At 63.8% G+C, this 24,802-nt stretch carries 28 protein-coding genes and 1 tRNA gene; 19 read left to right on the top strand and 10 right to left on the bottom strand.

Going from position 1 to position 24,802, the window contains the following annotated elements; genetic code table 11:
- Positions 1 to 331 precede the first annotated feature (331 nt).
- The 3 genes from AC07FD_RS30430 to AC07FD_RS30420 form a co-directional block, all read right to left on the bottom strand.
- A tRNA-Arg gene (locus tag AC07FD_RS30430) sits at positions 332 to 408 on the bottom strand.
- 301 nt (positions 409 to 709) lie between these two features.
- A complete protein-coding gene (locus AC07FD_RS30425) occupies positions 710 to 1,633 on the bottom strand; it encodes a DUF1003 domain-containing protein (protein WP_478352849.1) in 924 nt (307 codons plus the stop codon).
- Between the two features lie 483 nt (positions 1,634 to 2,116).
- Positions 2,117 to 3,031, bottom strand: a complete 915-nt coding sequence (locus tag AC07FD_RS30420) for a D-alanyl-D-alanine carboxypeptidase family protein (RefSeq protein WP_478352848.1) — start codon at positions 3,029 to 3,031, stop codon at positions 2,117 to 2,119.
- A gap of 355 nt (positions 3,032 to 3,386) precedes the next feature.
- Here AC07FD_RS30420 and AC07FD_RS30415 point away from each other — a divergent pair, with 355 nt between their 5' ends.
- The 4 genes from AC07FD_RS30415 to AC07FD_RS30400 all read left to right on the top strand — a co-directional run bounded on the left by AC07FD_RS30415 (position 3,387) and on the right by AC07FD_RS30400 (position 7,926).
- Positions 3,387 to 5,201: a methyl-accepting chemotaxis protein gene (locus tag AC07FD_RS30415; protein WP_478352847.1), complete on the top strand. Its 1,815-nt coding sequence runs from the start codon at positions 3,387 to 3,389 to the stop codon at positions 5,199 to 5,201.
- 234 nt (positions 5,202 to 5,435) lie between these two features.
- Positions 5,436 to 6,536, top strand: a complete 1,101-nt coding sequence (locus AC07FD_RS30410) for a hypothetical protein (RefSeq protein WP_478352846.1) — start codon at positions 5,436 to 5,438, stop codon at positions 6,534 to 6,536.
- A 338-nt stretch (positions 6,537 to 6,874) separates the two neighbouring features.
- Positions 6,875 to 7,495: a nucleoside triphosphate hydrolase gene (locus AC07FD_RS30405; protein ID WP_478352845.1), complete on the top strand. Its 621-nt coding sequence runs from the start codon at positions 6,875 to 6,877 to the stop codon at positions 7,493 to 7,495.
- Positions 7,496 to 7,578: 83 nt separating this feature from the next.
- Positions 7,579 to 7,926, top strand: coding sequence for a hypothetical protein (locus AC07FD_RS30400; protein WP_478352844.1), 348 nt, complete (start codon positions 7,579 to 7,581; stop codon positions 7,924 to 7,926).
- A 27-nt stretch (positions 7,927 to 7,953) separates the two neighbouring features.
- On the opposite strand, the gene AC07FD_RS30395 is transcribed toward AC07FD_RS30400, so the two are convergent.
- The 4 genes from AC07FD_RS30395 to AC07FD_RS30380 form a co-directional block, all read right to left on the bottom strand.
- Positions 7,954 to 8,658, bottom strand: a complete 705-nt coding sequence (locus AC07FD_RS30395) for a glutathione S-transferase family protein (RefSeq protein ID WP_478352843.1) — start codon at positions 8,656 to 8,658, stop codon at positions 7,954 to 7,956.
- A 326-nt stretch (positions 8,659 to 8,984) separates the two neighbouring features.
- Positions 8,985 to 10,346, bottom strand: a complete 1,362-nt coding sequence (locus AC07FD_RS30390) for an FAD-binding oxidoreductase (RefSeq protein WP_478352842.1) — start codon at positions 10,344 to 10,346, stop codon at positions 8,985 to 8,987.
- A 579-nt stretch (positions 10,347 to 10,925) separates the two neighbouring features.
- Positions 10,926 to 12,134, bottom strand: a complete 1,209-nt coding sequence (locus AC07FD_RS30385; RefSeq protein ID WP_478352841.1) for a beta-ketoacyl-[acyl-carrier-protein] synthase family protein — start codon at positions 12,132 to 12,134, stop codon at positions 10,926 to 10,928.
- Between the two features lie 5 nt (positions 12,135 to 12,139).
- The gene (locus tag AC07FD_RS30380) at positions 12,140 to 12,394 is read right to left on the bottom strand and encodes an acyl carrier protein (protein WP_184873030.1); all 255 of its coding nucleotides are present in this window, start codon (positions 12,392 to 12,394) and stop codon (positions 12,140 to 12,142) included.
- A 214-nt stretch (positions 12,395 to 12,608) separates the two neighbouring features.
- On the opposite strand from AC07FD_RS30380, the gene AC07FD_RS30375 reads away from it, so the two are divergent.
- Genes AC07FD_RS30375 through AC07FD_RS30355 form a run of 5 tightly spaced genes read left to right on the top strand, consistent with a single transcriptional unit; the run spans position 12,609 to position 14,970 of the window.
- A complete protein-coding gene (locus AC07FD_RS30375) occupies positions 12,609 to 13,442 on the top strand; it encodes an urease accessory protein UreD (RefSeq protein ID WP_478352840.1) in 834 nt (277 codons plus the stop codon).
- Positions 13,443 to 13,470: 28 nt separating this feature from the next.
- Complete coding sequence (locus AC07FD_RS30370; RefSeq protein WP_095083338.1) at positions 13,471 to 13,773, top strand: urease subunit gamma; 303 nt, start codon at positions 13,471 to 13,473, stop codon at positions 13,771 to 13,773.
- 10 nt (positions 13,774 to 13,783) lie between these two features.
- Positions 13,784 to 14,038 carry a DUF1272 domain-containing protein gene (locus AC07FD_RS30365; protein WP_477412160.1) on the top strand — a complete coding sequence of 85 codons (255 nt, stop codon included), beginning with the start codon at positions 13,784 to 13,786 and terminating at the stop codon, positions 14,036 to 14,038.
- Positions 14,039 to 14,070: 32 nt separating this feature from the next.
- Positions 14,071 to 14,658, top strand: a complete 588-nt coding sequence (locus AC07FD_RS30360) for a HupE/UreJ family protein (protein WP_478352839.1) — start codon at positions 14,071 to 14,073, stop codon at positions 14,656 to 14,658.
- 6 nt (positions 14,659 to 14,664) lie between these two features.
- Entirely contained in the window at positions 14,665 to 14,970 is a 306-nt protein-coding gene (locus AC07FD_RS30355; RefSeq protein ID WP_478352838.1) for an urease subunit beta, read from the top strand.
- A gap of 50 nt (positions 14,971 to 15,020) precedes the next feature.
- Here the strand turns inward: AC07FD_RS30355 and AC07FD_RS30350 are convergent, their stop codons facing one another.
- Entirely contained in the window at positions 15,021 to 15,515 is a 495-nt protein-coding gene (locus AC07FD_RS30350) for a hypothetical protein (RefSeq protein WP_478352837.1), read from the bottom strand.
- Between the two features lie 114 nt (positions 15,516 to 15,629).
- On the bottom strand, positions 15,630 to 16,013 hold the full coding sequence (locus AC07FD_RS30345) for a hypothetical protein (protein WP_477225032.1): 384 nt from the start codon (positions 16,011 to 16,013) through the stop codon (positions 15,630 to 15,632).
- A gap of 209 nt (positions 16,014 to 16,222) precedes the next feature.
- On the opposite strand from AC07FD_RS30345, the gene ureC reads away from it, so the two are divergent.
- From ureC to AC07FD_RS30300, 9 genes are all read left to right on the top strand, one after another.
- The gene (gene ureC / locus AC07FD_RS30340; RefSeq protein WP_478352863.1) at positions 16,223 to 17,938 is read left to right on the top strand and encodes an urease subunit alpha; all 1,716 of its coding nucleotides are present in this window, start codon (positions 16,223 to 16,225) and stop codon (positions 17,936 to 17,938) included.
- A gap of 31 nt (positions 17,939 to 17,969) precedes the next feature.
- Positions 17,970 to 18,404: a hypothetical protein gene (locus AC07FD_RS30335; RefSeq protein ID WP_478352836.1), complete on the top strand. Its 435-nt coding sequence runs from the start codon at positions 17,970 to 17,972 to the stop codon at positions 18,402 to 18,404.
- Between the two features lie 33 nt (positions 18,405 to 18,437).
- A complete protein-coding gene (locus AC07FD_RS30330) occupies positions 18,438 to 19,031 on the top strand; it encodes a hypothetical protein (RefSeq protein ID WP_478352835.1) in 594 nt (197 codons plus the stop codon).
- Between the two features lie 59 nt (positions 19,032 to 19,090).
- On the top strand, positions 19,091 to 19,696 hold the full coding sequence (locus AC07FD_RS30325) for a glutathione S-transferase family protein (protein ID WP_478352834.1): 606 nt from the start codon (positions 19,091 to 19,093) through the stop codon (positions 19,694 to 19,696).
- A complete protein-coding gene (gene ureE, locus AC07FD_RS30320; RefSeq protein WP_478352833.1) occupies positions 19,693 to 20,298 on the top strand; it encodes an urease accessory protein UreE in 606 nt (201 codons plus the stop codon). Before AC07FD_RS30325 ends, ureE begins: the two co-directional genes overlap by 4 nt.
- Complete coding sequence (locus tag AC07FD_RS30315) at positions 20,291 to 20,962, top strand: urease accessory protein UreF (RefSeq protein ID WP_478352832.1); 672 nt, start codon at positions 20,291 to 20,293, stop codon at positions 20,960 to 20,962. The genes ureE and AC07FD_RS30315 overlap by 8 nt, the downstream gene beginning before the upstream one ends.
- Positions 20,959 to 21,399 carry a DUF3995 domain-containing protein gene (locus AC07FD_RS30310; protein WP_478352831.1) on the top strand — a complete coding sequence of 147 codons (441 nt, stop codon included), beginning with the start codon at positions 20,959 to 20,961 and terminating at the stop codon, positions 21,397 to 21,399. Before AC07FD_RS30315 ends, AC07FD_RS30310 begins: the two co-directional genes overlap by 4 nt.
- Positions 21,396 to 22,037, top strand: coding sequence for an urease accessory protein UreG (gene ureG / locus AC07FD_RS30305; RefSeq protein WP_478352830.1), 642 nt, complete (start codon positions 21,396 to 21,398; stop codon positions 22,035 to 22,037). Before AC07FD_RS30310 ends, ureG begins: the two co-directional genes overlap by 4 nt.
- A gap of 94 nt (positions 22,038 to 22,131) precedes the next feature.
- Positions 22,132 to 22,899: a class II aldolase and adducin N-terminal domain-containing protein gene (locus AC07FD_RS30300; RefSeq protein ID WP_478352829.1), complete on the top strand. Its 768-nt coding sequence runs from the start codon at positions 22,132 to 22,134 to the stop codon at positions 22,897 to 22,899.
- 11 nt (positions 22,900 to 22,910) lie between these two features.
- On the opposite strand, the gene AC07FD_RS30295 is transcribed toward AC07FD_RS30300, so the two are convergent.
- Positions 22,911 to 23,543, bottom strand: a complete 633-nt coding sequence (locus tag AC07FD_RS30295) for an HAD family hydrolase (protein ID WP_478352828.1) — start codon at positions 23,541 to 23,543, stop codon at positions 22,911 to 22,913.
- Positions 23,544 to 23,800: 257 nt separating this feature from the next.
- On the opposite strand from AC07FD_RS30295, the gene AC07FD_RS30290 reads away from it, so the two are divergent.
- Complete coding sequence (locus tag AC07FD_RS30290; RefSeq protein ID WP_457150178.1) at positions 23,801 to 24,760, top strand: sugar-binding transcriptional regulator; 960 nt, start codon at positions 23,801 to 23,803, stop codon at positions 24,758 to 24,760.
- Positions 24,761 to 24,802: the final 42 nt, after the last annotated feature.

The raw sequence follows: 24,802 nt of genomic DNA, 5'->3' as shown, positions 1-24,802 counted from the left end.
TGGAGACCTATAGATTCAGACTACAGAAGAATACGCAACTGTAATGCTAGGCCGTGAACCCATAAATCGGCGAACGGTCGCTATTGATGGAGTGGTAACGGCCTAGCGCTACCATCATCAACCACCATGATCCGGTGCATGCTATCTGCCCCAGAAAGGGCAGCCATTGGTCACGGCGTCATCTTCGAGCAGACTTCAAAAGCACTTTTCCACAGGGTGAGACGCCGAAACTGGCGCGATCTCTTGTGCTTCCGTAGTGCTTCCGCGCAAAAAAGCGTGACGACACTCGCCAAATCACCAAGAGCTAACTATCTGATTTTTATCATTAAACTGGCGCACCCGACAGGATTCGAACCTGTGACCTCTGCCTTCGGAGGGCAGCGCTCTATCCAGCTGAGCTACGGGTGCTTTCAGGACCGGCGATCCGGAAAACGAACCTGCCGGTGAACCGGCAAGTCACGGCTTCTTAGCGGAAGCCGGGGCGGGCTTCAACGGGCAAATGGCCGGAGCCACGAACTTGCCTGGGTGCGCCTATGCTGCTGCCTATGAGGTTCGCGCCGCGCCCGGCCTTCGCAGGCTCCCTGCCCTTCGGGCGTCCTTCAAAAGGTCCGGTGGACCGTTTGATCCGCCCGAAGGCGGACCCGGGCTTCACTGTTCGTCATTCGGAAAGCCAAGCAACTGCCTTTTCGTCCGCTGCGCGGACCACTTCTCACCCCCCCGCCTCACTCCCTGCCGTCCGCCTCCTCCGCACCGCCCGCTTCGGCTTCTTCGCACCCGCCAGTTCGTGCATCGCATCCAACTGCATCTGCTGCATTTCGGCCAGGCGGGTCCACTGGCGCGAGATGAGGTAGTCGAGTTTTTCGTGCAAATGGCGCACTTCGAGCTCGGCCTTGAGGTTGACCCGGTATTCGTTGAACGAGCGCAGGCGGTCCTTGGTCTCCTGCCGCTTCTGGCTCATCATGATGATCGGCGCCTGGATGGCGGCAATGCAGGAGAGCAGAAGGTTGAGCAGGATGAAGGGGTAGGGATCGAAGGCGCCCGACGTGCCCTCGAGCAGGTTGAGGCCGATCCACACCAGGAGCACGGTGGCGAAGGAGATCAGGAACCACCAGCTGCCGCCGAAGGCGGCCATGTTGTCGGAGACACGGTCGGCAAATGTCCGGTGCTCCTCGAACTCCTCCTCGCTGTTTTCGGAAATGGTGTCTTGCCTGGCGATCGATTCCACCACTTGCCGGTCGAGCTCGGAGAATTCGCCGTGCTCCTGCTGGAGCAGCTCCTCCATGTAGCGCATGCGGTAGCGGCCAAGCTCGGCGCGGCTGATGCGGGCGCCGTGCGGCAGGTCCGGATGGTCGGCATGGATGCGGTCGGCGAGACTGGGGCGGAGGGTGTCGATGCGGACAAGATCGCGCTTGCGGAATTTCCGGCCCGAGATCGCCGATGGCTTTTTCTTCGGCTTGGCGTGTGGTGCGCCTGGAGCTGATGGCTCCGAGTCCGGCACTTCGGGCACCTCGGAGTGCTCGTCCGAACCATGTTCGGCCTCATGCTCGCCGATGGTCGGCGCCTCGAAATATTCGCCGCCGCCATCGTTCTGGTTTTCAGCCGGCTGCTCCAGCGTTTTCGGGACGGTGCTCATGGTGCGGGCTCCTGCGGGTGGTGCTCAGCTTGACGATACGCCTATGCCGCAACATCGCCAGCATCGCGACGGATTTCGCAGCACTACAAGCGCTTGTGATCGATCGGAAGGGGCCGCGGCTGGCATGGCCGAAGCCTCCCTAACTTCGTCATCCACGGGCGGAGCGATGGGCGCGTTTTCGCCAATCGCCAAGGCACGCGATTCGGCACCAAGAACCAGGGCGTGCGGATCTGCGGAAGGATGGCTTCCCTGGAAGGATGGCGACGGGAACAAAAAAACCCGCCTTGCGGCGGGTCTACTCGTCCAGTAGGTCAGATGGCGCAAATCAGCACCATGCTCGAATCTATAGCACAATTGCCCTCACCGGACAATCCGTCACCGGGCAGCCGGGCGCGATTTCGCGCTGCGGCCCTTCGCAGGCTCAGGGCGTTCGTCACTCAAAAAGCCAAGCAATTGGCTTTTTGTCCGCTGCGCGGACCCTCCTCACTGCTGTTCGGCGAACATCAGCCTGGTCTTGGTGTCGGCCATCGCGGGTGACAGGCTGCGCTGGATCAGCGCTTCGACATGGTCGTTGCGCTGGCGGGCGCTGTCGGCGCCCATCACCACGACGATCAGCTGGCGTCCGTCGGCGTCGTAGGAGGTGACGATGTTGAAGCCGGAGGCCCTGATGTAGCCGGTCTTGATGCCGTTGACGCCGCGCACGCGGCCAAGCATGTCGTTATGGCCGCGCACCAGCCTGCCGCGGAACATGAAATCGCTTTCGGAGAAATAGTGGAAGTGCTGCGGGAAGCGGGAATGCAGCGCCATGCCGAGCACCGCCATGTCGCGCGCCGAGCTGTGCTGGTCGTCGTCGGGCAGGCCCGACGCGTTGCGGAACACGGTGCTCACCATGCCGAGCTGGCGCGCCTTGGCGGTCATCATGGCGGCGAACTCACCCTCCGAGCCACCGAGATATTCGCCGACCGCCACCGCCACGTCGTTGGCCGACTTGACGACAATGGCGCGGATCGCCGAATCGACATCGATGGTCTCGCCGCGCCGGAAGCGCATCTTGGTCGGCGGCTGCGAGGCGGCGTGGTCCGACACCGGGATCTGCGTCTCCTTGGTGACGCGGCCGGTCTCCAGCGCCTCGAACAGCAGGTACAGCGTCATCATCTTGGTCAGCGAGGCCGGATAGCGCTGCGCCGTCGAGTTGACCTCGAACAGCTGCTTGCCGCTCCTGGCGTCGACGACAATGGCGGCATATTTCTGCGGCGGCGCCGGCACCGCCAGCACCGCATCCGGTGGCGTCACGGTCGTGCAGCCGGCAAGCAGCAGCAACAGGCCAAGGGCCGCGAAAAGTCTCTGGACGAGCGTAAGGGAACGCGAGTTGAACAAGGGCAAGTCTATTCTGGTCATGCTGTTGCTGAGATGAGGCGAAGCTAACGTAACGCGCCAGCTGCGTCCAACTGGTTAATGGCGGTCATACCCAGGATTGTCGTCGCAAGCTTGGGTCCCTCGCCCCCGATGGGCGGGGGAGAGGTGGCCGCGAAGCGGACGGAGAGGGGGATTTCGTAAAGCGCCATGGCGCGAACGAAGGTCTCGGATCATTTGGCGCAGCCGGCGCCAGCCCCCTCTCCGTCTCGGCTTCGCCGAGCCACCTCTCCGGGGCGAGGAACCCCCGCCCCGAAATCGCCTGTTTCCTGTCTTCCCTTGCCAAAACCGCGCTTCCTGTGGGAAGGGGCGTGGCATCTGTCGGCTTGGGGGCTTGGGCATGACGAACATCGGGGCTGGCGGCGTTGCGCCGTCGCTTATCAAGGCATCACTCAGCCGCACCGGCAAATGGGCCGGCAGCATCGCCTTTGTCGGGGGTGCTGCTTCCGACATCCTCAATCCACTGGCGCCGTTCGCCGCCTATATCGCACTGGTCGCCTCGGTGGCGGCGGTCATCATCGCCATTGCCATCGTGCTCAGGTTGGTGCTGGCGGCCAAGGCTTTGCCGGCCCTGATCTTCGCCACCAGCGCCGCCGCCGTCGCCGGTGGCGTCTACGGCCTGCAACAGCAGACCAACTCGCAGAACGGGGTGATCGCCAGCCTGGTGCCAGCAGTGGCCGGGCTGCAGCAATCGATGGGCATCGTCTCGGAGAAGGTGGCCAAGATCGAGCGGACCGTCACGCAAACGCAAAAGACGGTCGAAGCGGTCAAGCAGTCGACCGACACGGTGGCGAAGAAGACCGACGAGATCGCGTCGGCCCAGCAGCAGCAGACGCAGCAGACGGCGCAGGTGCAGAAGACCGCCGAAGAGGTGAAGAAGCAGACCGAGACGCTGGCCGCCGGCCAGGCGCAGCAGCAGGCCCAGACCGAGAAGCTGCAGGCGACGACGCAGCAGATCGCCGCCTCGATCGACACCATCGCCAAGGGCTTTGCCGCCCTTGCGGCGCAGGGCGGGGCGATCGCCGAGCCGAAGCGGCCGGACGAGTTCTATCACAACGCCCGCGTCTACGAATTGTCGGGCGACATGCTCAACGCGCGGCGCTCCTACCTCGCCTTTGCCGGCTTCGATGTCGATGCAATCGACCCCTACACGCGCTTTGCCACGCTGCTTCGGGTGCAGGACGGCAAGGCCGGCGCCCGCGAGGTGTTCGGCGCCCTTTCCGACAAGGGCAAGGCGCTGTCGATCAAGCTCGTGCATATCCTGCAGTTCGACGACGCCCAGCGCCTCGACAAGCTCAACGCCTTCATCGCGGCCAATCCGGATTTCGCGCCGGCGCATTTCCTGCTGGCGCAGGAGTTCTCGGAGGACCGCCTCGGCGTCCAGACGCTGGCCGACAAGCGCAACGAGGCCAAGGCGCTGACCAAATTCGTTTCCTACGAAAAAGACGGCGGGCTGCTCAAATATTTCGTCGACCAGACCCAACTCGCCGACTGGCTGGACCGCAGCCGCAGCCGGCTGGCAGCCCTTGGCGACGTGCTCGATCCCTCGCGCTTCGTGCCGACGCTGACGCCGATGCGCTCGAACCAGGGCTGGTCGATGACCATCTCGCTGCCCGAGCCAGCGACCGCCATCTCCTGGCGCATGGGCGACAGCGGCCCGTTCACCGACACCGGCTTCCTGGCGCTCAACGACCAGACCACCGGCAAGCCGATGCCCAATCCGAGTTTCGAGCTGCCTAGCAGCACCGCGGCCGGCACCATCGCCGTCAAATATCTCGACATCAGGGGGCGCGAGACCGGCCCGTTCGACATCCGCTTCGACCCGGAGGCAGCACTCCAGCAAGGCGACAAGCAGATCCTCGACCAGTTCTGGACCTCGTGGATCGCCTTCGACTCCGGCGGCAATCACGGCTTGGTCTATTTCACCCAGATGCTGTCCTACCGCTGCGCTATCAAGGATGTGCACTACAGCTTGAACGGTGCTGCGCTCGACAAGTCGTTCGAGATCCCGCCCTGCGACAAGAAAGACCCCTACGCCATCCCTTACGAGGCCAAGGGCTACATCAAGGCTGCCGACAGCGTGACGTCGATGTCGGTGCAGGTCACCTATACCGACGGCACCAAATCGCCGGTGCGGGAATACAAGCGGCAGTAAGCGCCATCCTCCCCCTTGTGGGGAGGGTCGGCGAACGGTCGGAGCGAAGCGGAGATCGTTCGCCGGGAGTGGGGGGCCGGTCCAGGAAGACCCCCACCCCGATCCGCTATGCGGATCGACCCTCCCCACAAGGGGGAGGGTGAGATGTCGCTGATGCGAAATGCCTGTCGCTACGCTTGCGTATTCGCAACCCAGCGGGTTTTGCTGGGGCAGACAGAATCAACAGGTGCGCAAATGACTATCAGCACGATCAAGGCAAAAGGCATTTCGGTCTCGCTCGACCTCACGGTCGGCCACATCGCCGACATGATCGTCGACAGCGACGGGCGGCAGCTCAAGCCGCTGCATCGCGCGCCGTGGATCGACGAGCCGCGCGAGACGCTGCCGAAAGACCTGCCCGCGGGCACCGTGCGCCTGTCCGGCGACTTCCTCTGCGCGCCGTTTTCGCGCAGCGATGTCGAGGAGGCGCCGCTGCATGGCTGGCCGGCCAACAGCGCCTGGGATGTCACCGACAGCGCCGCGACGGACGATGGCTGGCGTGCGGTTTTCCGCTTGCGGCACAAGGTGATGGGCGCGACGGTCGACAAGGTCCTGACGCTGCGCGACGACCATCCCTTCCTCTACCAGGAGCATGTGTTTTCCGGCGGCCATGGCGCGATCTCGGTCGCCCATCACCCGATGACGGCGATGACCGGCGGCGGCAAGCTGGCCTTTTCGCCAAAGCGGTTCGCCGCGACGCTGGACGATCCGCTGGAGCCGGACCCCGCACGCGGCCGCTTCATGCTGGCCTATCCGGCGCGGTCCAGCGACCTCAGCCATTTCCCCGCCGCCGGCGGCGGCACGCTCGACCTGATGCAGTACCGCATGGACGACCGTCGTGAGGATTTCGTCACGCTGGTCGAGGCCGACCATGGCGGCCCGGGCTGGACGGCGCTGGCGCGCCAGGCCGAAGGCGATCTGGTGCTGGTGCTGAAGAACCCGGCCGAACTGCCGATCACCATGCTGTGGCTCAGCAATGGCGGGCGCGACTACGCGCCGTGGAGCGGCCGCCATCGCGGCGTGCTCGGCATCGAGGACGGCCGCGCTTCCGTCGGCCATGCCGCCTCGATCGGCGACAACTGGCTGAAGCGCGAAGGTGTGGCGACCGCCTTTGCGCTCGGCGAGGGCATCAGCGTTTCCTTTCGCCATGTCATCGGCGCCATGCCGCTCTCCGGCGGCGAGCCGCCGCAGGCGGTCACAACGGCGAACGGCCGCATGCGGCTGGCCGGCGGCTCGACCTGGGAGGTTCCCTTCGACAGCGATTTCCTGCGCATCGGCCAGCCTGTGGCTGCCTGAGCGGGCCTGCAAGGTTACCCATCAAGTTGGCGCTGCCCCTCACCTGCCTGCCGGCATCCTCTCGCCGTATAGCGACGGGGAGAGGAGGGCTGTCATCGATGGTTTCGCCAATCACCAGCGTTACAAGACAGGCGCCGTCGTTGCGGCCAGCTCCCTTCCCCCCGTCACTATACGGGGAGAAGTGCCCGGCAGGGCGATGAGGGGCAGCGCGAACATCCGCAACCGTTTCCAATTGCACAAATCCCGGTTTGAAATTTCCGCCGACTGCCGCCAAGATGTGGCCGAAATCATCATGCGGAACATGGTGGATTTGAAGCTCCTGCCAGAGAGAGGCTCTCATGTCCGAAATCGCCCATCTCGCCGCCACCATCTTCAAGCGCGCCGGCAAGGTGCGACGCTTTGTCGTCGCCATTGCCGGTCCGCCGGGTGCCGGCAAGTCGACATTGTCGGCAAGCCTGCATGACCTGCTGCCGGAAGGTGCCGTGGAAGTGGTGCCGATGGACGGCTTCCATTACGACGACATCGTGCTCGAGCGGCGCGGCCTGCGCGCGCGCAAGGGGGCGCCGGAAACCTTTGACTTTGCCGGCTTCGAAACTTTGCTGAAACGCATCCGCGCCGGTGAGCCCGACATCGCCATCCCGGTTTTCGACCGCAACATGGAACTGTCGCGCGCCGCCGCCTCGATCGTCGCCACCGAGACCAAGTTCATCCTGGTCGAGGGCAATTACCTGCTGCTCGACGAGGAGCCGTGGTCGCGGCTGGCGCCGCTGTTCGATTTCTCGATCTTCGTCGACGTGCCGCGCGACGAGCTCGAGCGCCGCCTGCTCGAGCGCTGGCACGGTCATGGCCGCTCCGACGCGGATGCCCGCGCCTGGATCGCCTCCAACGACATGCCCAACATCGACCGGGTGCTTGCCCGCCGTAGAACCGCCGACCTGGTGATCGGCGTTTCGGCTTGATTCTAAGGATTCCTCGAGGGGAACCTTAAGACTTTCAGTCCGTTATCCCCCAGGCAATTCTGCCAGAAGAGGGATTCCATCCGATGGCACAAAAGGCAAGAAAGCCCGCGCCCGCCAAGGGCAAGGCGACCCGATCGAAGGCAGGCGCCGGTCCGGCGATCGCCGAGCGTTCCAAGGACGCCAAGCCGTCTTTCGGCAAGGCGGCGCCGAAGAAAGTGGTGCCTGCCGCGGCGAAGACCGCGCCGAAGGCCGCAAAGCCGAAAAAGCCGGCAAGCGCCGACAACTCGGTGTCCGGCAGCGCTATGCGCACGGTCAAGGCGGCGGCCAATGTAGCGGCAGGCGCGGTTGTCATCGCAGCCAGAGGCACCGCATCGCTTGCGGCCTCGGTCATGGGTAAGGGCGGCTCGAAAGCCAAGGCGAAGGCAAAATAGCCGCGTTCTGTCGAGGCCCCGGCCGGCTCAGCCCTTCGCCGGGATGGTCAGGCCCTTTTGTACGGCTGGCCTGGCAAGGCCGCGTTCCAGCCATGTCCCGACATTGGCGAAATCATCGAAGCCGACGAGTTCGCGCGCTTCGTAAAAGCCGATCAGGTTGCGCACCCAGCCGAGCAGCGAGATGTCGGCGATGGTGAAGTCATTGTCCATGATCCACTTGCGGCCCTTCAGCCTGCCGTCGAGCACACCGATCAGCCGCCGCGATTCATCGCGATAGCGCTCCAGCGGGCGCTTGTCGACAATTTCACGGCCGGCGAATTTGTGGAAGAAGCCGACCTGGCCGAACATCGGCCCGACCGAGGCCATCTGGAAGAACACCCATTGGATCGTCTCGTAGCGCCGCGCCGCGTCCACCGGCATGAGCAGGCCGGTCTTTTCGGCGAGGTAGAGCAGGATGGCGCCGGATTCGAACAGGCCGATCGGCTTGCCGTCCGGACCGTTCGGATCGATGATCGCCGGTATCTTGCCGTTGGGGTTGAGCGACAGGAATTCCGGTGTCCAGCTCTCGTTCTTGCCGATGTTGACCAGATGCGGCTCGTAGGGCAGCCCGAGCTCTTCCAGAGCGATCGATATCTTCACCCCGTTGGGCGTCGTGGCCGAATAGAGCTGGATCTGGTCCGGATGCCTAGCTGGCCAGCGCGTTGCGATCGGAAAGGCGGACAGGTCGGCCATGGAAACTCCTGAACGGGGATTGGCGCCGGGGCGGCACTGGTTTTGGCGGGTTCAGCCAAGGATTTAGGCGGACGGCCGATTCTGATCAATATGGCGGCGACTGTTTCACTGCGCCCGGACGGTCCATGAACCGGATGTTCGAGGCCGCCCTTGGGCGGGTGGCAACCGCCGAGGCACCACGCCATAGCGTTTTCTCAGCCCTTGGCTTCGCGCCTCTTACTTACCGCCTGCAGCGAAATGCGCCATCTGAGTGGCGGCCCGATCATGAGCATGAGCGTCCCGCCAGATATTTATTCCTATTTGACCGCAATGCGTGGAGGGCAGACTTACCCAAGGGCAACGAGTGAAGGCTTCGGTTCAACATTCGGGTTCAGCCGGAAGAGATTTGAAGGATCGAAGCGGCCCTTGAGCGCCGCAAGGCGGCTGTATTTTTCTGCGCCATAGGCGTCATAAGAGACATCCTTGCCGGTATCCGCCTGCTCATTCAGATAATTTCCGGCTTGAGAGATCGCCGCCAGACGGCCGCCTGCCATACGTCCCCATGCGATGCAACGGGAGTCGTCGATGGGGTTGTCCCAAACCGGCTCGGCAATCCAGTAGAACTTCGCAGCCCGCCCCGAATAGGCAGTGGCATCCTCGTCAACGTCACTTATCGCGCCGCCAAGTTGCAGCACGTAGAGTTCCGAATCCGGTGTTGGCGCTGTAGCGCTTGAATCCAGGAGGCAGTTGATAACCTGATCGTCGATGTCGCCCAGGAATCCGCCCTTGGCGTAGTAGCGCCGGCCCCATGCAAAGTGCGAGTCGTTGCGGGTTTGCAATTCGAGATATGTCTGACCGCCGACCATGCTGGCATCGGCCCGTGCCAATGATCCATAGGCTTGAATGGCTGCGCTGGCGTTTTCCGGCGATCCGGACCAAAAAGCGCCCACGGAGATGGTTGTGGATGTCATTGTAAAGGCGGTCGTCAGTTCACGCGGTGCTTCGGTCGCAAGATCACGATAGCCTCTCAGAACAGTGTCGAATGCCTGACGCGGATAGCTCCAGCGGCCGACCAGGACCGGTCCAAGAGGGTGCATCTTGAAGCGGAACTTCGTTACCACTCCGAAATTGCCGCCGCCCCCGCGAATGCCCCAGAACAGTTCAGGCTCAACGTCCGGACTCGTATGCAATGCGCGACCCTCGGCAGTGATGAGGTCCACGCTCAGCAGATTGTCGATCGTCAGGCCAAAGCGCCGGCTCAACCATCCCATGCCGCCGCCCAACGTGAGCCCCGCAACCCCTGTGTGCGAAACGACTCCAGCAGGCGTTACAAGTCCGGCAGCGGCACCTGCCACATCCAGATGCCCAAGCAACGCACCACCCTCGACTTCCGCGGTGCGGGACACGGGGTCAATGACGACACGGTTCATTCCCGACAGATCGAGGACGATTCCGCCATCGCAGGTCGACAAGCCGGGGAAGCTATGGCCACCGCATCTGACTGCCAGCAGAGCACCGTATTCAGCCGCAAGCTGCACGGCCTTTGCCACTTGGGCGGCCGTTCTAGGGCGGACAATCGCGGCAGGTCTCCGATCTACCGTGCCATTCCATACCTTACGCTGCAGTTCATATTCAGGCTGATGAGGCCCTATGACGGTGCAGTTCGGCTCGGCAGTCTCAAATTCTTTGGAAATCCGCGCCAGTAACATACGCCGCCCCCCAATACCGCGATTGCGAACCCAAATCCCCACTTATTCTTGATTTTGACTTTAACACAGTGCGGCCCGAATTGTCTTGCCAGCGGCGATGGCCATCACACAAGGTACACAGCGGGTCGACTCCGGCCACTCGGGTAGTTCAGTGGACCGTAAAATCCCGGGTCGAAAGGCGCGGATTAATGTAGCACAATGTCAGCAAGACAAGCCCGCCAGATATCAGACATCTCTAAACGACCGCAGCGGGCCCGAACTCGGTCGGTCAGAGTGATTTGAGGCGAGAGCGGCCGGACCTGAGAAGGCCACGGAGCGTAAGTCAGGCGGCGGGTGGCGGATCCCCGAACCGGTTTCAAGGGCTCGGCGCGATGCGCTCCCACGTCAGTTCGCGCACCGCACCGTCTGGGCCGAGCAGTCCAGGGGGAGGCCGGAGAACCATGCGCTTTCCATTGAGGCGGGCGGTGCGTATTTGCGATGATCGCCGCCAAAACAGGCGTGACCTAGGCCCGAAGAAAGGGGCTTTTGTCCATATCATGAGGCAGATGTAACCGCCTGGCAGATCGGGATCGCCCGGGATCAGACCGCCTTGAAGGCCAGCACCGCATTGGTGCCGCCGAACGCGAAGCCATTGCTGATCGCCGTGCGCACCTTGCGTTCACGCGCCACGTTCGGCGTGATGTCGAGGTCGCAATCAGGATCGGCTTCGCGAAAATTGGCCGTCGGCGGCACCATGCCTTCACGGATCGCCATCACGCAGGCGATCATCTCCAGCGCGCCCGATGCGCCAAGGCAATGGGCATGCATGGATTTGGTCGACGACACCGACAGTTTGTAGGCATGGTCGCCGAAGACGCGCTTGATCGCCGCCGTCTCGATCTGGTCGTTCGCCTTGGTGCCGGTGCCATGGGCATTGAGATAGTCGACATCCTCGGGATTGAACCCGGCGTCGGCCAGGCAGGCGCGCATGGCGGCCGTCGGTCCTTCGATGGTTGGCGCGACGATGTCGGACGCGTCGGCGGAAAGGCCGGCGCCGGCAATTTCGGCAAGAATGGTGGCGCCACGCGCCATGGCATGTTCGTAGCTCTCCAGCACCGCCATACCGGCGCCCTCGCCCAGCGACAGACCCTGTCGATCAGCCGAGAATGGCCGGCAGGTGTCGGGCGCCAGCACCCGCAATGCTTCCCAGCCCTTCAGGATGCCCCAGACCAGCGGCGCATCGGTGCCGCCGGCGACCATCACGTCGGCGCGGCCGAGCCTGATCTGGTCGACGGCCGAGGCGATGGCATGGTTGGACGACGAGCAAGCGGAGGTGACGCCGAAAACCGGACCGCGCAGGCCGAGACTCATGCTGACCTGGCCGGAGGCCGCACTGGGCATCACTTTCGGCACGGTGAAGATGCCGGCGCGGTTCTTGCCCTCGATCAGGATGGCGCGGTAGTTTTCTTCGATCGCTTCCCAGCCGCAAACACCAACGCCGACGACGGTGCCCATCCGGTAGGTGTTGGCTTCGTCCGAGGCCAGACCGGCCTGCTGCATAGCCTCCCTGGCCGCGATCACCGCCAGCAGGCTGAAGCGGTCCATCGACACCAATTGCTTGCGGTCGATGCCGTGATCGGGAAGCGTCTTGATTTCGCAACCGACCTTGACCTTCAGATCATGCAATTGCGGACTGCTGATCTGGCCGATGGCCGAGCGGCCGGCGCGCATTTCATTCCAGATCGCGGGCGCGTTGGTGCCAAGCCCGCAAATACCGCCCATGCCGGTGATGACAACGCGCTGCCGCATTCAGGTCAGGCTTTTTTCGCGATCAGCGCGCGAACAGCTTCCACCATGTCGCCGACATTCTTCAGATTGCTCCAGGCATCGACCGTGTTCATCTCGATCTCGATGCCATAATCTTCCTCAAGATCGAAGATGATCTCCGTCAGCTCGAGCGAATGGATACCAAGCGAGGTCAATTCAGTGTTGGTCGTGATTTCTTCGCCGCCCGGCTCGGCATGAGCCTTGATCTTCGCGATGATATCCGTTGCCAGCTGGTCGGCCATTCGGTTTCTTCCCCACTATGTCGCGTTTCCCGACGCCAATTGAGCAGCGCCCCTTTTCTCCCGGTATCAAGCCGCCGTCTTCGCTCTATACCCCCGCCAAGCGCTGCATGACCGTACCAAGGTGGTTCCCTCTATAGAAACCGAAACGTTGTCAAGCAACAAGCTATATCAGGCCATGCATCGACAAAGGCGCCGGAGTGCTTAACGTGCTGGCATGGATAAGATCGAACATGGCAGGATTTCGACGCAGCGCGCCGCGGGCGCGGCTCGGCTTTCTTGCGCCGTCGTCGACGGTCGCACGCGGCTGCGGCGCCTCTATCAGGACGGTGCCGCCAAGATAAGGATGCCGGCGGTCTCGGCCGATCCGCTCGAAGCGGTGCTGATCAACACCGCCGGCGGGATGACCGGCGGCGACCGTATCGCCTGGGACGTGGATGTCGGCGCGGCGGCCTCGGCCTCGATCACGACCCAGGCCTGCGAGAAAATCTATCGGGCGGCATCCGACCATGCCGAGGTGCGGGTGAATCTATCGGTCGGTGAAAACGGCCGCATCGCCTGGCTGCCGCAGGAAACCATCGTCTTCGACCAGGCGGCGTTTGCCCGCACGCTGGACGTCGAGCTTGCCGTCTGCGCCGAGGCGCTGGTGCTGGAGGCCACGGTCTTCGGCCGCCTGGCCATGGGCGAACACGTCACGAAAGGCAATTTCCATGACCGCTGGCGTGTCCGCCAGGACGGCGAGCTCATTCATGCCGAGGATTTCCGCATCGGACCCGATATCGCGGCCACGCTCGACCGCCCGGCGATTGCCGGTGGCGCAGTCGCGATAGCGACGCTGCTGCTGGTGTCGCCGCGGGCCGAGGCCCTGCTCGACCCGGTTCTGGGGATCGTCGGCGACCAGGGCAGCGCCAGTGCCTGGAGCGTGAGGAAATCTGGCAAGCTTCTTGCGAGGCTCTACGCCGGGGACGGCTATCGGCTCCGCCAGCGGCTGGTTCCGCTGGTCGAATTGCTCAACGGAAAGGCTGGGTTGCCCAAATTATGGTCACTGTAAGTCTGTCTACGCCAGTCCAGGGAAGCGCATGAACCTGACACCGAGGGAAAAGGACAAGCTGCTGATCGCCATGGCGGCGATCGTGGCGCGCAAGCGGCTCGAACGCGGCGTCAAGCTCAATCATCCGGAAGCGATCGCGCTGATCACCGATTTCGTCGTCGAGGGCGCCCGTGACGGCCGCCCGGTCGCCGAATTGATGGAGGCCGGCGCCTACGTCGTCACCCGCGCGCAGGTGATGCAAGGCATCGCCGAGATGATCCCTGACGTGCAGGTCGAGGCGACATTCCCCGACGGAACCAAACTGGTGACCGTGCACGAACCCATCAGGTGAGGTGAGAAAAATGCTTGAGCTGCGTCCCAATTGCGAATGCTGTGACAAGGACCTGCCGCCGGAGGCGGCGGACGCGCTGATCTGCACCTTCGAGTGCACCTTTTGTGCCGACTGCGTGGAACACATTTTGGGCGGCACCTGCCCCAATTGCGGCGGCAATTTTTCGGCGCGGCCGATCCGCCCGCCAGCGATGCTGAAGAAATATCCCGCCTCGACCAGGCGCGTTCTCAAAGCTGAAGGGTGCGGGCCCCGCAAGGCGGCGTGACACCACCACCCCGCAAACGAAAGGCAAATAGAATGATGTCCGCCAAACGCCTGTGCCTGTCGGCGATCCTGCTACTGGCAACAGTCATGCCGGCCTATGCCCATGTCGGCATCGGCACGACCTCCTCCTTTATGGCCGGCTTCATGCACCCGCTCTCCGGCCTCGATCACATGACGGTGATGATCGCGGTCGGCCTGTGGGCGGCGCTCAAGGGCGGCAAGGCAATCTGGGCCTGGCCGGCGGCTTTTGTCGGCGTGATGCTGGTCGGCGGCGGGCTCGGCATGCTGCATATGCCGCTGCCGTTCGTCGAACCCGGCATATTGGCGTCCGTCGTGGCGCTCGGGCTGCTGGTGGCGCTGGCAGTCGATCTGCCGGTCTCGGCCGGCGTCGCCATCATTGGCCTGTTCGCGCTGTTCCACGGCCACGCGCATGGCACCGAGGTGCCGGAGAATGCCGGCGGGCTCGAATATATAGCCGGCTTCGCCATCGCGACAGCGCTGCTGCATGCCACTGGCATCACTGCCGGGCTCGGTGTTGGCGTCAGGTTCCGTGGCCTGGCCCGCGCCGCCGGCGCGGGCTGCGCGGTGGTCGGTACCGGCCTCGTCTTCGGCGTGTTGTGAGGCACGATGGTCCCCGGCGAAATCATTACCAAGGACGGCGACATCGAACTCAACAAGGGCTTGCCGACCGTCACCCTGAAAGTGGCCAACAGCGGCGACCGGCCGATCCAGGTCGGCAGCCACTATCATTTCTTCGAGACCAATGAGGGGCTGAGATTCGACCGCGAGCAGGCGCGCGGCATGCGCCTCGACATCGCCGCCGGCACGGCCATGCGTTTCGAGCCTGGCCAGGAGCGCGACGTGACGCTGGTGCCGCTTGGCGGCAAGCGCGAGGTCTACGGATTTCAGCAGAAGGTGATGGGCAGGCTGTGAGATCGATGGCGTCTCATGCATGTCGCCCAAGAATGACTGGCGCTTTCGACTCAGTCCGACGGCTTGGCCGCGGCGTAGATGACGATCTTTCCAGGATCGTCGAATTCGACGGCGAGGACGTCCTGTGCAAGGACGCGCCGCGACTCGATGGCGTTGAACAGCAGCGCGTTGGCCTCGATCTCCTTGCGCAATTCCGCAATGTCGTCCCGATGCTGTTTGAGTTTGCTCTCGATCACCGGCGGCGGGCCGCCTTCGCTGCGCGCCGCGTCGGTGAGGAGCACGATCTCGACCTTGTCGAGCTTGGACGTCTTGCGCACCGTGCCGATGTTTTCGCGCGTCCGGTCGATCGCCGTGTTGACGTTGCGGGCTTCGGCGGTGGCGTTGGCTTCTTCCTGCTTGACGTCCGAGCCGACGATACGGTTGACGGTCTCCGGGCTTTCCAGGCCCTGCGCTTTCAACGTGGCGTGGGGCAGGCTCGCCGACAGAAACGCAGCCGCTGCAATGGCATGCAGCCATCGGGCGTCGGGCAAGGTGGTGATGGTCATCGCTCGCTTTCGAGATTTGTTTCGACACTCAAAAGGCGAAACGAATCCAGCCCTGCCAAGGTTCCTTTCCCTCTGCAGCCGGCGGGCCGGACGTCGGCCCGCCGTGGTGCGTTATCAGCTCGCCTTCTTGGTGATCAGGGTCAGCGCGCCATTGGGCTGCATGCTGGCGGCGACGACCTGAGCCGAGCTAAGCCCCTTGGCTACCAGCGCGGACTTCACCTTGGGCGTGGCGTCGATCGAACTGCGCAATTTCTGCAGGCCGGCGTCGCCACGCTGGGCGATCACCTGGTTGACCTGCGTCTGGGTGTCCTTTGGCAGCTCCGTGATGTCGACGATGTTGACGCTCTGGATCGTCGGAACAGCCGGCTGAGCCTTGGGCGCGGCCGGGGCAGGCGTGGTCGGCGCCGGAGCGGGCTGTTGCGCGGGTTGCTGCTGGGCACTGGCGGCGCCCGCCAGCATCAGCGTGGCGGCGGCTGCAATCAATATCGTCTTGCGCATGGATTTTCCTTCCATCGATTTGGCAAACGGTCGGTTTGGGGTGACGCCCTAACCTCAACCGTCAAATCGGATGAGAAGGTGTCGGCCAGCGGGTCATTGCGTGACCATTGGATGGCGACAATGTGCAGCCAGGCTTCAATCAAATCGCATTTCGGCAAATCACAATACGGCAAGCCACATTTCGGCAAGCCGGATTTCGGGAGCAATCGCTGATGGCCAGAGTTACCCGCGCCGCCTATGCGCAGATGTATGGCCCGACCGTCGGCGACCGCGTGCGGCTTGCCGACACCGAGCTGTTCATCGAGGTCGAGAAAGATCTCACCACCCATGGCGAGGAGGTGAAATTCGGCGGCGGCAAGGTGATCCGCGACGGCATGGGCCAGAGCCAGGTGTCACGCGCGCAAGGCGCGGTCGACACCGTCATCACCAATGCGCTGGTGGTGGATGCCAGCGCCGGCATCTTCAAGGCCGATATCGGTCTGCGCGACGGCCGCATCGCGGCAATCGGCAAGGCCGGCAATCCGGACATGCAGGAAGGCGTCACCATCATCATCGGTCCCGGCACCGAGATCATTGCCGGCGAGGGCAAGATCCTGACCGCCGGCGGCTTCGACGCGCATATCCATTTCATCTGCCCGCAGCAGATCGAGGAAGCGCTGATGAGCGGCATCACCACCATGCTCGGCGGCGGCACCGGCCCGGCCCACGGCACACTGGCCACCACCTGCACGCCGGGGCCATGGCACATGGCCCGCATGATCCAGTCCTTTGACGCCTTCCCCATGAACATCGGCCTGTCGGGCAAGGGCAACGCTTCGCTGCCTGCGGCACTCGAGGAAATGGTGCTCGGCGGCGCCTGTTCGCTGAAGCTGCACGAGGACTGGGGCACGACGCCGGCGGCCATCGACTGCTGCCTGTCGGTTGCCGACGATTACGACGTGCAGGTGATGATCCATACCGACACGCTGAACGAGTCCGGCTTCGTCGAGAACACGGTGGCGGCGATCAAGGGCCGGACCATCCATGCCTTCCACACCGAGGGTGCCGGCGGCGGCCATGCGCCTGATATCATCAAGGTCTGCGGCCTGCCCAACGTCATTCCGTCCTCGACCAATCCGACCCGGCCCTACACGGTCAACACGCTCTCCGAGCATCTCGACATGCTGATGGTCTGCCATCATCTGTCGCCGTCGATCCCCGAGGACATCGCCTTCGCCGAAAGCCGCATACGCAAGGAGACCATCGCGGCGGAAGACATTTTGCACGACATCGGCGCGTTCTCGATCATCTCGTCGGACAGCCAGGCCATGGGGCGCGTCGGCGAGGTGGCGATCCGCACCTGGCAGACCGCCGACAAGATGAAGCGCCAGCGCGGCGCGCTGCCGCAGGAGACCGGCAACAACGACAATTTCCGCGTTCGCCGCTACATCGCCAAATACACCATCAACCCGGCCATCGCGCATGGGCTGTCCAGGGATATCGGCTCGATCGCTGTCGGCAAGCGCGCCGACCTGGTGCTGTGGAACCCGGCCTTCTTCGGCGTCAAGCCGGACATGGTGCTGATCGGCGGCATGATCGCTGCTGCCCAAATGGGCGATCCCAACGCCTCGATCCCGACACCGCAGCCGATGCACTACCGGCCGATGTTCGGCGCCTATGGCAAGGCCAGGACCAACTCGTCGGTGACCTTCGTCTCCAAGGCGGCGCTCGAGTCGGGGCTGCATGGCAGGCTCGGTGTCGACAAGCAGTTCGCCGCTGTCGAGAACACCCGGGGCGGCATCGGCAAGCATTCGATGGTGCTCAACGACGCCATGCCGCATATCGAGGTCGATCCCGAGACCTATGAGGTCCGCGCCGACGGCGAGTTGCTGACCTGCGAGCCGGCGACTGTGCTGCCGATGGCGCAGCGGTATTTTCTGTTTTAGGGTCATGGTCTGCAACGAATCTGGACCCGCCATGGACGAGCAAAAGAAGGCAGCCCTGATTTCAAGGATGGGTCCGTTGGAAGCCTACAACGGTGGCGCTGCTCCACGCGTCATGCCGATGATTACGCTGGAGCAGTATTTTGACGGAGCCGAAGGCGAAGCGGGTCTACTGTGCAATAGCCACGCTGCTCCCGACAACGACACGGTCCTGGCGACGTTCAAGTCGATACGCGACCGACCCGAGGTTCACGACATCAGGATAGCGATTACCCAATGCGATAACGGGGAATGGCCGTTCTCGGACAAGGTCGTCGTAGTAACTCGCGCCAGCGAAGAAGAAGTGCTTGGCTGGCTGCCGTCTGGCTTTGAGCCGGACGAGACCTGGGAGGGAGATGTCGACCATCTGCCTGCGGAGAAGATCGAGGTTCCGTCCGACTACAGGAAGCTGTGGCTCTGGTACGATTGATGCCGCAACTGCTGGAGTGCACAGAGTCGACCTATGGCCACCGAAATCGCTTCCGCCCACGACATCTTCCCGCATATCCGCATCGTCATGGGCATGGTGATCGGGCTTGGCGTCGCCCGCCTGCTGTCGGGGGTGGCGCGCATCGTCCAGCATCCCGCCCAGTACCGGCTCTATCCCGTGCACCTGGCCTGGGTCGCTTCGGTGCTTCTGATGCTGGTGCATTTCTGGTGGTGGGAGTTCGGCCTCTACACCATCGAGACGTGGACCTTCGGCAAGTACCTGTTCATCATCTTCTATGCGATCACGCTGTTCCTGCTCTGCGCGCTTCTGTTTCCGGATTCGATGCTGGACTACACCAGCTACGAGCATTTCTTCTATTCGCGCCGGGCCTGGTTCTTCGGCCTGCTGGCGGCGACCTACCTGCTCGACGTGATCGACACGCTGCTGAAGGGACCGGAACATTTTGCCCGCTTCGGCAACGAATATCTGTTCCGCACGCCTGTCTTCGTCGCGCTGTGCATCGCCGCGATCCTGGTGCGCGACCGCCGTTTCCACATCGCCTTTGTCGCGGCCGCGCTCGTCTATCAGATATCGTTCATCCTGCGGCTCTTCGACACGATTGTCTGACCGGCATTGGGATGAAGTGAGGGATGGTCTAACGCTTCCAGGGAAAGGCAGGTTTACGCATGTACAAGGCCGTCGGATCGCGTGGATCCCGGGTCAGCCGCGTTCTCTGGATGCTCGAGGAGCTCGGGCAGCCCTATGAATTCGTCGAGGTTCATCTGCGCTCGCCGGAAGCCTATGCTCTCAACCCGTCGGGCAAGGTGCCGATCCTGATCGACGGTGAGGTGACGGTGACTGATTCGGCGGCGATCTGCGTCTATCTAGCCGACAAGCATGCCGACAAGGGCATGGGCGCCAGTCCGGGCGTGGCCGGGCGTGCCGAGATGGATTCCTGGATGCACTTTGCCCAGAGCGAGTTTGAAGCACCGCTTTGGAACAAGCTGCGCCATCGCTTCCTGCTGCCGAAGGAGGTGCGGGTCGATGTCGGCCCCGCGGCGGCTTACGACTTCGCCTCCGAGCTCAAGGCGCTGGACCGGCGGCTGGGCGACAAGCCGTTCGCACTGGGCGACCGGTTTTCGGCCGTCGACGTGTTGCTCGGCGATATGGGCGGCTGGGCCCGCGCCGGGCGGTTTCCGATCGAGTCCGAGCGCGTCAACGCCTATTTCGACCGCGTGCTGGCGCGGCCCGCCCGTGCGCGGGCGCAAGCCAATGGGGGATCCATGAAATGAAGCTCGACATCCGCACCGACTTCACCAAATTTCCCCGCGCCGTCTCGGTGCTGACCGCCGGTAATGCCGGGACCACGGCACCCTCCGGCCGCGCCATTCTCGCCCATGACGAGCGGCATCTGCGCCGCCGGGCGATCGAACTTGCCGACGGCAGCAAGGTGCTGGTCGACCTGCCCGAGCCCGTCGCCCTGAACGATGGCGACCGGCTGGTGCTGGAGGATGGCCGCCACATCGAGATCATCGCGGCACCGGAAGACGTCTACGACATCCGCGCTCGCGACGGCGTGCATCTGGCCGAGCTCGCCTGGCATATCGGCAACCGCCATCTCGCTGCGAGCATCGAGGCCGGGCGCATCCTCATCCTGCGCGACCATGTCATCAAGGCGATGCTGGAGGGGCTGGGCGCAACGGTGACCGACGTCTCCGAGCCGTTCAAGCCGGTGCGCGGCGCCTATTCCGGCCACGGTGGGCACGGCCATGACCATGGCCATGCGCACGCCGAGGCGCACGCACACAGCCATGGTGACGCGCATTCCCACTCGCACAGCGAATCCCATTCCCATTCGCATTCCCATGCCGGCCACCGCCACGATCATGAGTGACCAGCCTTCCAACATCGCCCTGCTGCGGTTGATGGCGTGGCTGTCGCCGGCCTTTCCGGTCGGCGGCTTTTCCTACAGCCACGGTCTGGAACGCGCGGTGCATGACGGGCTGGTTGCCGACGCGAAAACCCTCGCCGGGTGGCTGGAAACGCTGGTCGAGATGGGTTCGGGCTGGAACGACGCCGTGCTGTTCGCCGAGAGCTGGCGCCGCGCCCGCAACGACGGTGACCTCAACGAAATTGCAGCACTTGCCGAGGCGCTTGCCGGCTCGCGCGAGCGCCACACCGAGACCATGCTGCAAGGCGCCGCGTTCCTGAAAGCGGCGGCAGCCTGGCCCAGCCCCGTGCTGGAGCGCTTGCCGGCCGAATGCGCCTATTGCGTCGCTGTCGGCGCCATCGCAGGCGGCAATGCGATTGCGCTTCAGGATGCGCTGTCCGCCTTCCTGCAGGCCTTCTTCTCCAACCTCGTCCAGGCCGCGATCCGGCTCGGCATCGTTGGCCAGAGCAAGGCCACCGCGCTGCTTGCCAGCTTCGAACCACTGGCATTGTCGACCGCCGGCCGCGCCGCGCGCTCGACATTGGACGATCTCGGCGGCTGCGCCCTTGTCTCCGAAATCATGGCGATGAGACACGAAACCCAGTATTCGCGGTTGTTCCGTTCATGATTTTTCTCGCCTTCGCGCTATCGTTTGTCCTGCTGCTGATCACGGCGCTGCATGTCTATTGGGGCATCGGCGGCATCTGGCCGGGCCAGGATGCGGCCTCCTGCGCCCGCGCCGTCGTCGGCTTTCGCGGCGTCGATGAGATGCCGACGCCTTTCGCCAGTTTCGCCGTTGCCGCGTGCCTTGCGCTGGCGACACTGTGGCCGATGGCGCTTGAAGGGGTCTTTGCCTCGCCCTTCCCCAGGGAGGGCCTCGCCGCCACCTCGCTGCTCATCGGGCTGGTGTTCCTGGGGCGCGGCATTGCCGGCTTCACGCCGTGGTGGCGGCGGCTGGCGCCAGAACAGCCTTTCGCGCGGCTCGACCTGCGCTACTACTCGCCGCTGTGCCTGCTGATCGGGCTCGGCTTTGCCATCCTCGCCATCACGGAGTTTCCCGCATGACACAGAAAAATGGTCCGCTGCGCGTCGGCATTGGCGGCCCGGTCGGTTCGGGCAAGACGACGCTGACCGAAAAGCTGTGCAAGGCGTTGCGCGACGAATTCTCGATCGCGGTGGTGACCAACGACATCTACACCAAGGAAGACGCCATGATGCTGGCCCGGCTGCAGGCACTGCCGGAGGATCGCATCATGGGTGTCGAGACCGGTGGCTGTCCGCATACCGCCATCCGCGAGGATGCCTCGATCAATCTGCAGGCGATCGCCGAGATGAACAAGAAATTCCCCGACCTCGACATCGTCTTCATCGAATCCGGCGGCGACAACCTCGCCGCCACCTTCTCGCCTGATCTTGCCGACCTGACCCTCTATGTCATCTCGGTCTGCCAGGGCGAGGAGATCCCGCGCAAGGGCGGGCCGGCGATCACCCGCTCCGATTTCCTGGTCATCAACAAGAGCGATCTGGCGCCCTATGTGAACGTCAATCTCGATGTGATGGAGAGCGACGCCGTCCGCATGCGCGGCAAGCGGCCGTTCGGCTTCACCGACCTGTCGCGCGGCAAAGGGCTGCGGGAGGTCATCGACTTCATCGTCGAGCATGGCGGCCTTCGGGCCGGCGCCGAGGCCAGCACGGCGGCATAGGCAAGGACATCGGCGTCGGTCCCTGCACCAAGCGAAAGCGGTTGCGAGCCTCGGCTGGTCGCGGCATTCTCGCCTCTTTCACGGAGTGTCCTCGATGAGCATAGCCCGCCTGCAAAAGGAAACGCTGACCAACTTGCCCTTCTATGAGGAGCGCGTCGATCTCGCCTGCGCCTTTCGCTGGACGGCGCGGCTCAACATGCACGAGGCGGTGGCCAACCATTTCTCGCTGGCGGTCAATGACGACGGCACGCAGTTCCTGATGAACCCCAACCAGGTGCATTTCTCGCGCATCAAGGCGAGCGACCTGCTGCTGATCGACGCCAACGATCCCGACACGCTCTCGGGGCCGAACGCGCCCGACCCGACGGCGTGGGGGCTGCATGGCGCCATCCATCGCAATGTCCGCCACGCGCGCTGCGTCATGCATGTGCATTCGATCCACGCCACGGTGCTGGCGTCGCTCGCCGACTCTCGCCTCCCGCCGATCGACCAGAACTCGGCGATGTTCTTCAACCGCCATGTCGTCGATGCCCATTATGGCGGGCTGGCCTTCGAAGAGGAGGGCGAACGCTGCTCGCAGCTCCTCGTCGATCCAAAGGTCAAGGTGATGGTGATGGGCAACCACGGCGTGCTGGTCATCGGCGACACGGTCGCCGATGCCTTCAACCGCATGTTCTATTTCGAGCGCGCCGCCGAGACCTACATCAAGGCGCTGTGGACAGGCCGCCCGCTGCGGACGCTGTCCGACGCGATCGCCGAGAAGACCGCAAGCGAGATGGACGACTATCCCGGCCAGGCCGAACGCCACCTCAGCGAATTGAAGGCGATCCTCGACGAGCAGGAACCGGTCTACCGGAACTGAGCCTCTGAAGGCTAAAGCCCGAGTTCGGCGCGCAATTCCTCGGCGCTGTTGATGACGATAGCACCGGGCGGGCCTTCCATCGGCTTTTCCGGCCAGAAGATCGTCGTCATGCCTGCCGCCAGCCCCGCCATGGCGCCCGGCCAGCTGTCGTCGATCGCTATCGCCTGCGCGGGAGCGACGCCAGCGAGATACGCGGCGCGCAGGAAGGGTTCGGCGTGCGGCTTGCCCTCGCGCACATCGTTGCGGCTGATCGTCTTCATGCCTGGATAGGTCAGCCCGACCATTCGAAGGTTGGCGTCGACGATCATGCGGTCCGAATTCGACACCACGGCTTGCGCCACGCCCCTTGCCCGCAAGTCGTTGAAGATCTCGATCGCGCCGGGGCGCGGCTGCAAGCGCTCGACCAGCGGCAGATAGTGCTCGTATTTGCGGATGATCCAGTCGTCGAAGGGCAGGTCCAGGCCGAACTGGTCGCGCATCATCTCATAGACCGGCCAGGCGGCGACGCCGAGCACGCGCTCATGCAGGTCGGCCGGCGGGACTAGGCCGACATTGCGCATCGCCGCCACCAAAGCGGCCTCGTGCAGCGGTTCGCTGTCGACCAGCGTGCCGTCCATATCCCAGAAAACCGCTTTCGGCGTCATGCAAGGCTCCTTTTTGCGATCCCTTAAAGGGTTTACGCAGGGAGATAAACCTTCCCGATCGCAGAACGTGCCGCCTGTCGGAACTGAACCCGAAGGTCCTTCTCCGGCGTAAGCCTCGCCGGAGGAGGATATTTTCGCGCCGTGTGCGCCGAAGGTTGCAAGCAATTGCCCTTGAGATTGACAATTGCGCAGCAGGCCGTTCCCTGCGAGAGTAGAAGCGGACCGCGCTCGTGACCGGCGGTTTCGGGAGGCAGGACGTGAATACCCGGCAGGATGGCGGCAGCAACAGGCTGGACGACGCGGCGCGCGCGGGCTGGCTTTATTATGTTGCCGGCAACACGCAGGACCAGATCGCCACGACGCTCGGCATATCGCGGCAGACGGCGCAGCGGCTGGTGTCGCTGGCGGTGTCGGAAGGCTTGATCAAGGTCCGTGTCGACCATCCCATCGCCAACTGCCTCGATCTGGCGGCGCGGTTGAGATCGCGCTTCGCGTTCGACCTGGTCGAAGTGGTGCCGAGCGATCCCAATTCATCCTCTACCACGATCGGCATCGCCGAGGCGGCCGCAGCCGAGATCGAGCGGCGGCTGCGCTCGCCGACACCGATCGTGATGGCGATCGGCACCGGGCGCACCCTGAAAGCGGCGATCGAACAGCTGCCGCCGATGGAATGTCCGCAGCACAAGGTGGTGTCCCTGACCGGCAACATCTCGCCAGACGGCTCGGCTGCCTTCTACAACGTCATCTTCACCATGGCCGACAGGGTCAAGGCGCGATCCTTCCCGATGCCGCTGCCGGTCATCGCCTCTTCGCCGGAGGAGCGCGAGATGCTGCTCAACCAGCCGATGATCCAGCCGACGCTGGCGCTGGCCGCCGAGGCCGACGTCACCTTCATCGGCATTGGCGATCTCGGCCCCAAGGCACCGCTCTATGAGGACGGTTTCATTTCGGAAAGTGAGCTGAAGGCGCTGCAGAAGGCCGGCGGCATCGCCGAAATCGTCGGCTGGGTTTACGATCGCGAAGGCCGCATGATCGAGGGCATCACCAACGACCGGGTGTCGTCGGCTTCGCTGCCATCGCGCGAAAAATCACTGGTGATTGCACTGGCGATGGGCGAACGCAAACTGCCGGGTATCCTGGCGGCGGCCAACCGGCGGCTGATCAACGGCCTCATCACCGACGAGCGGACGGCGGCTGCCCTGCTGGCCAGCGTCTGACCGGGCTGCCGTCGATCGCAGACGCCGGCGCGACTGATTTCC

It is taken from the genome of Mesorhizobium waitakense (assembly GCF_056431085.1).
This window is presented reverse-complemented; position numbering and strand designations above follow the sequence as displayed.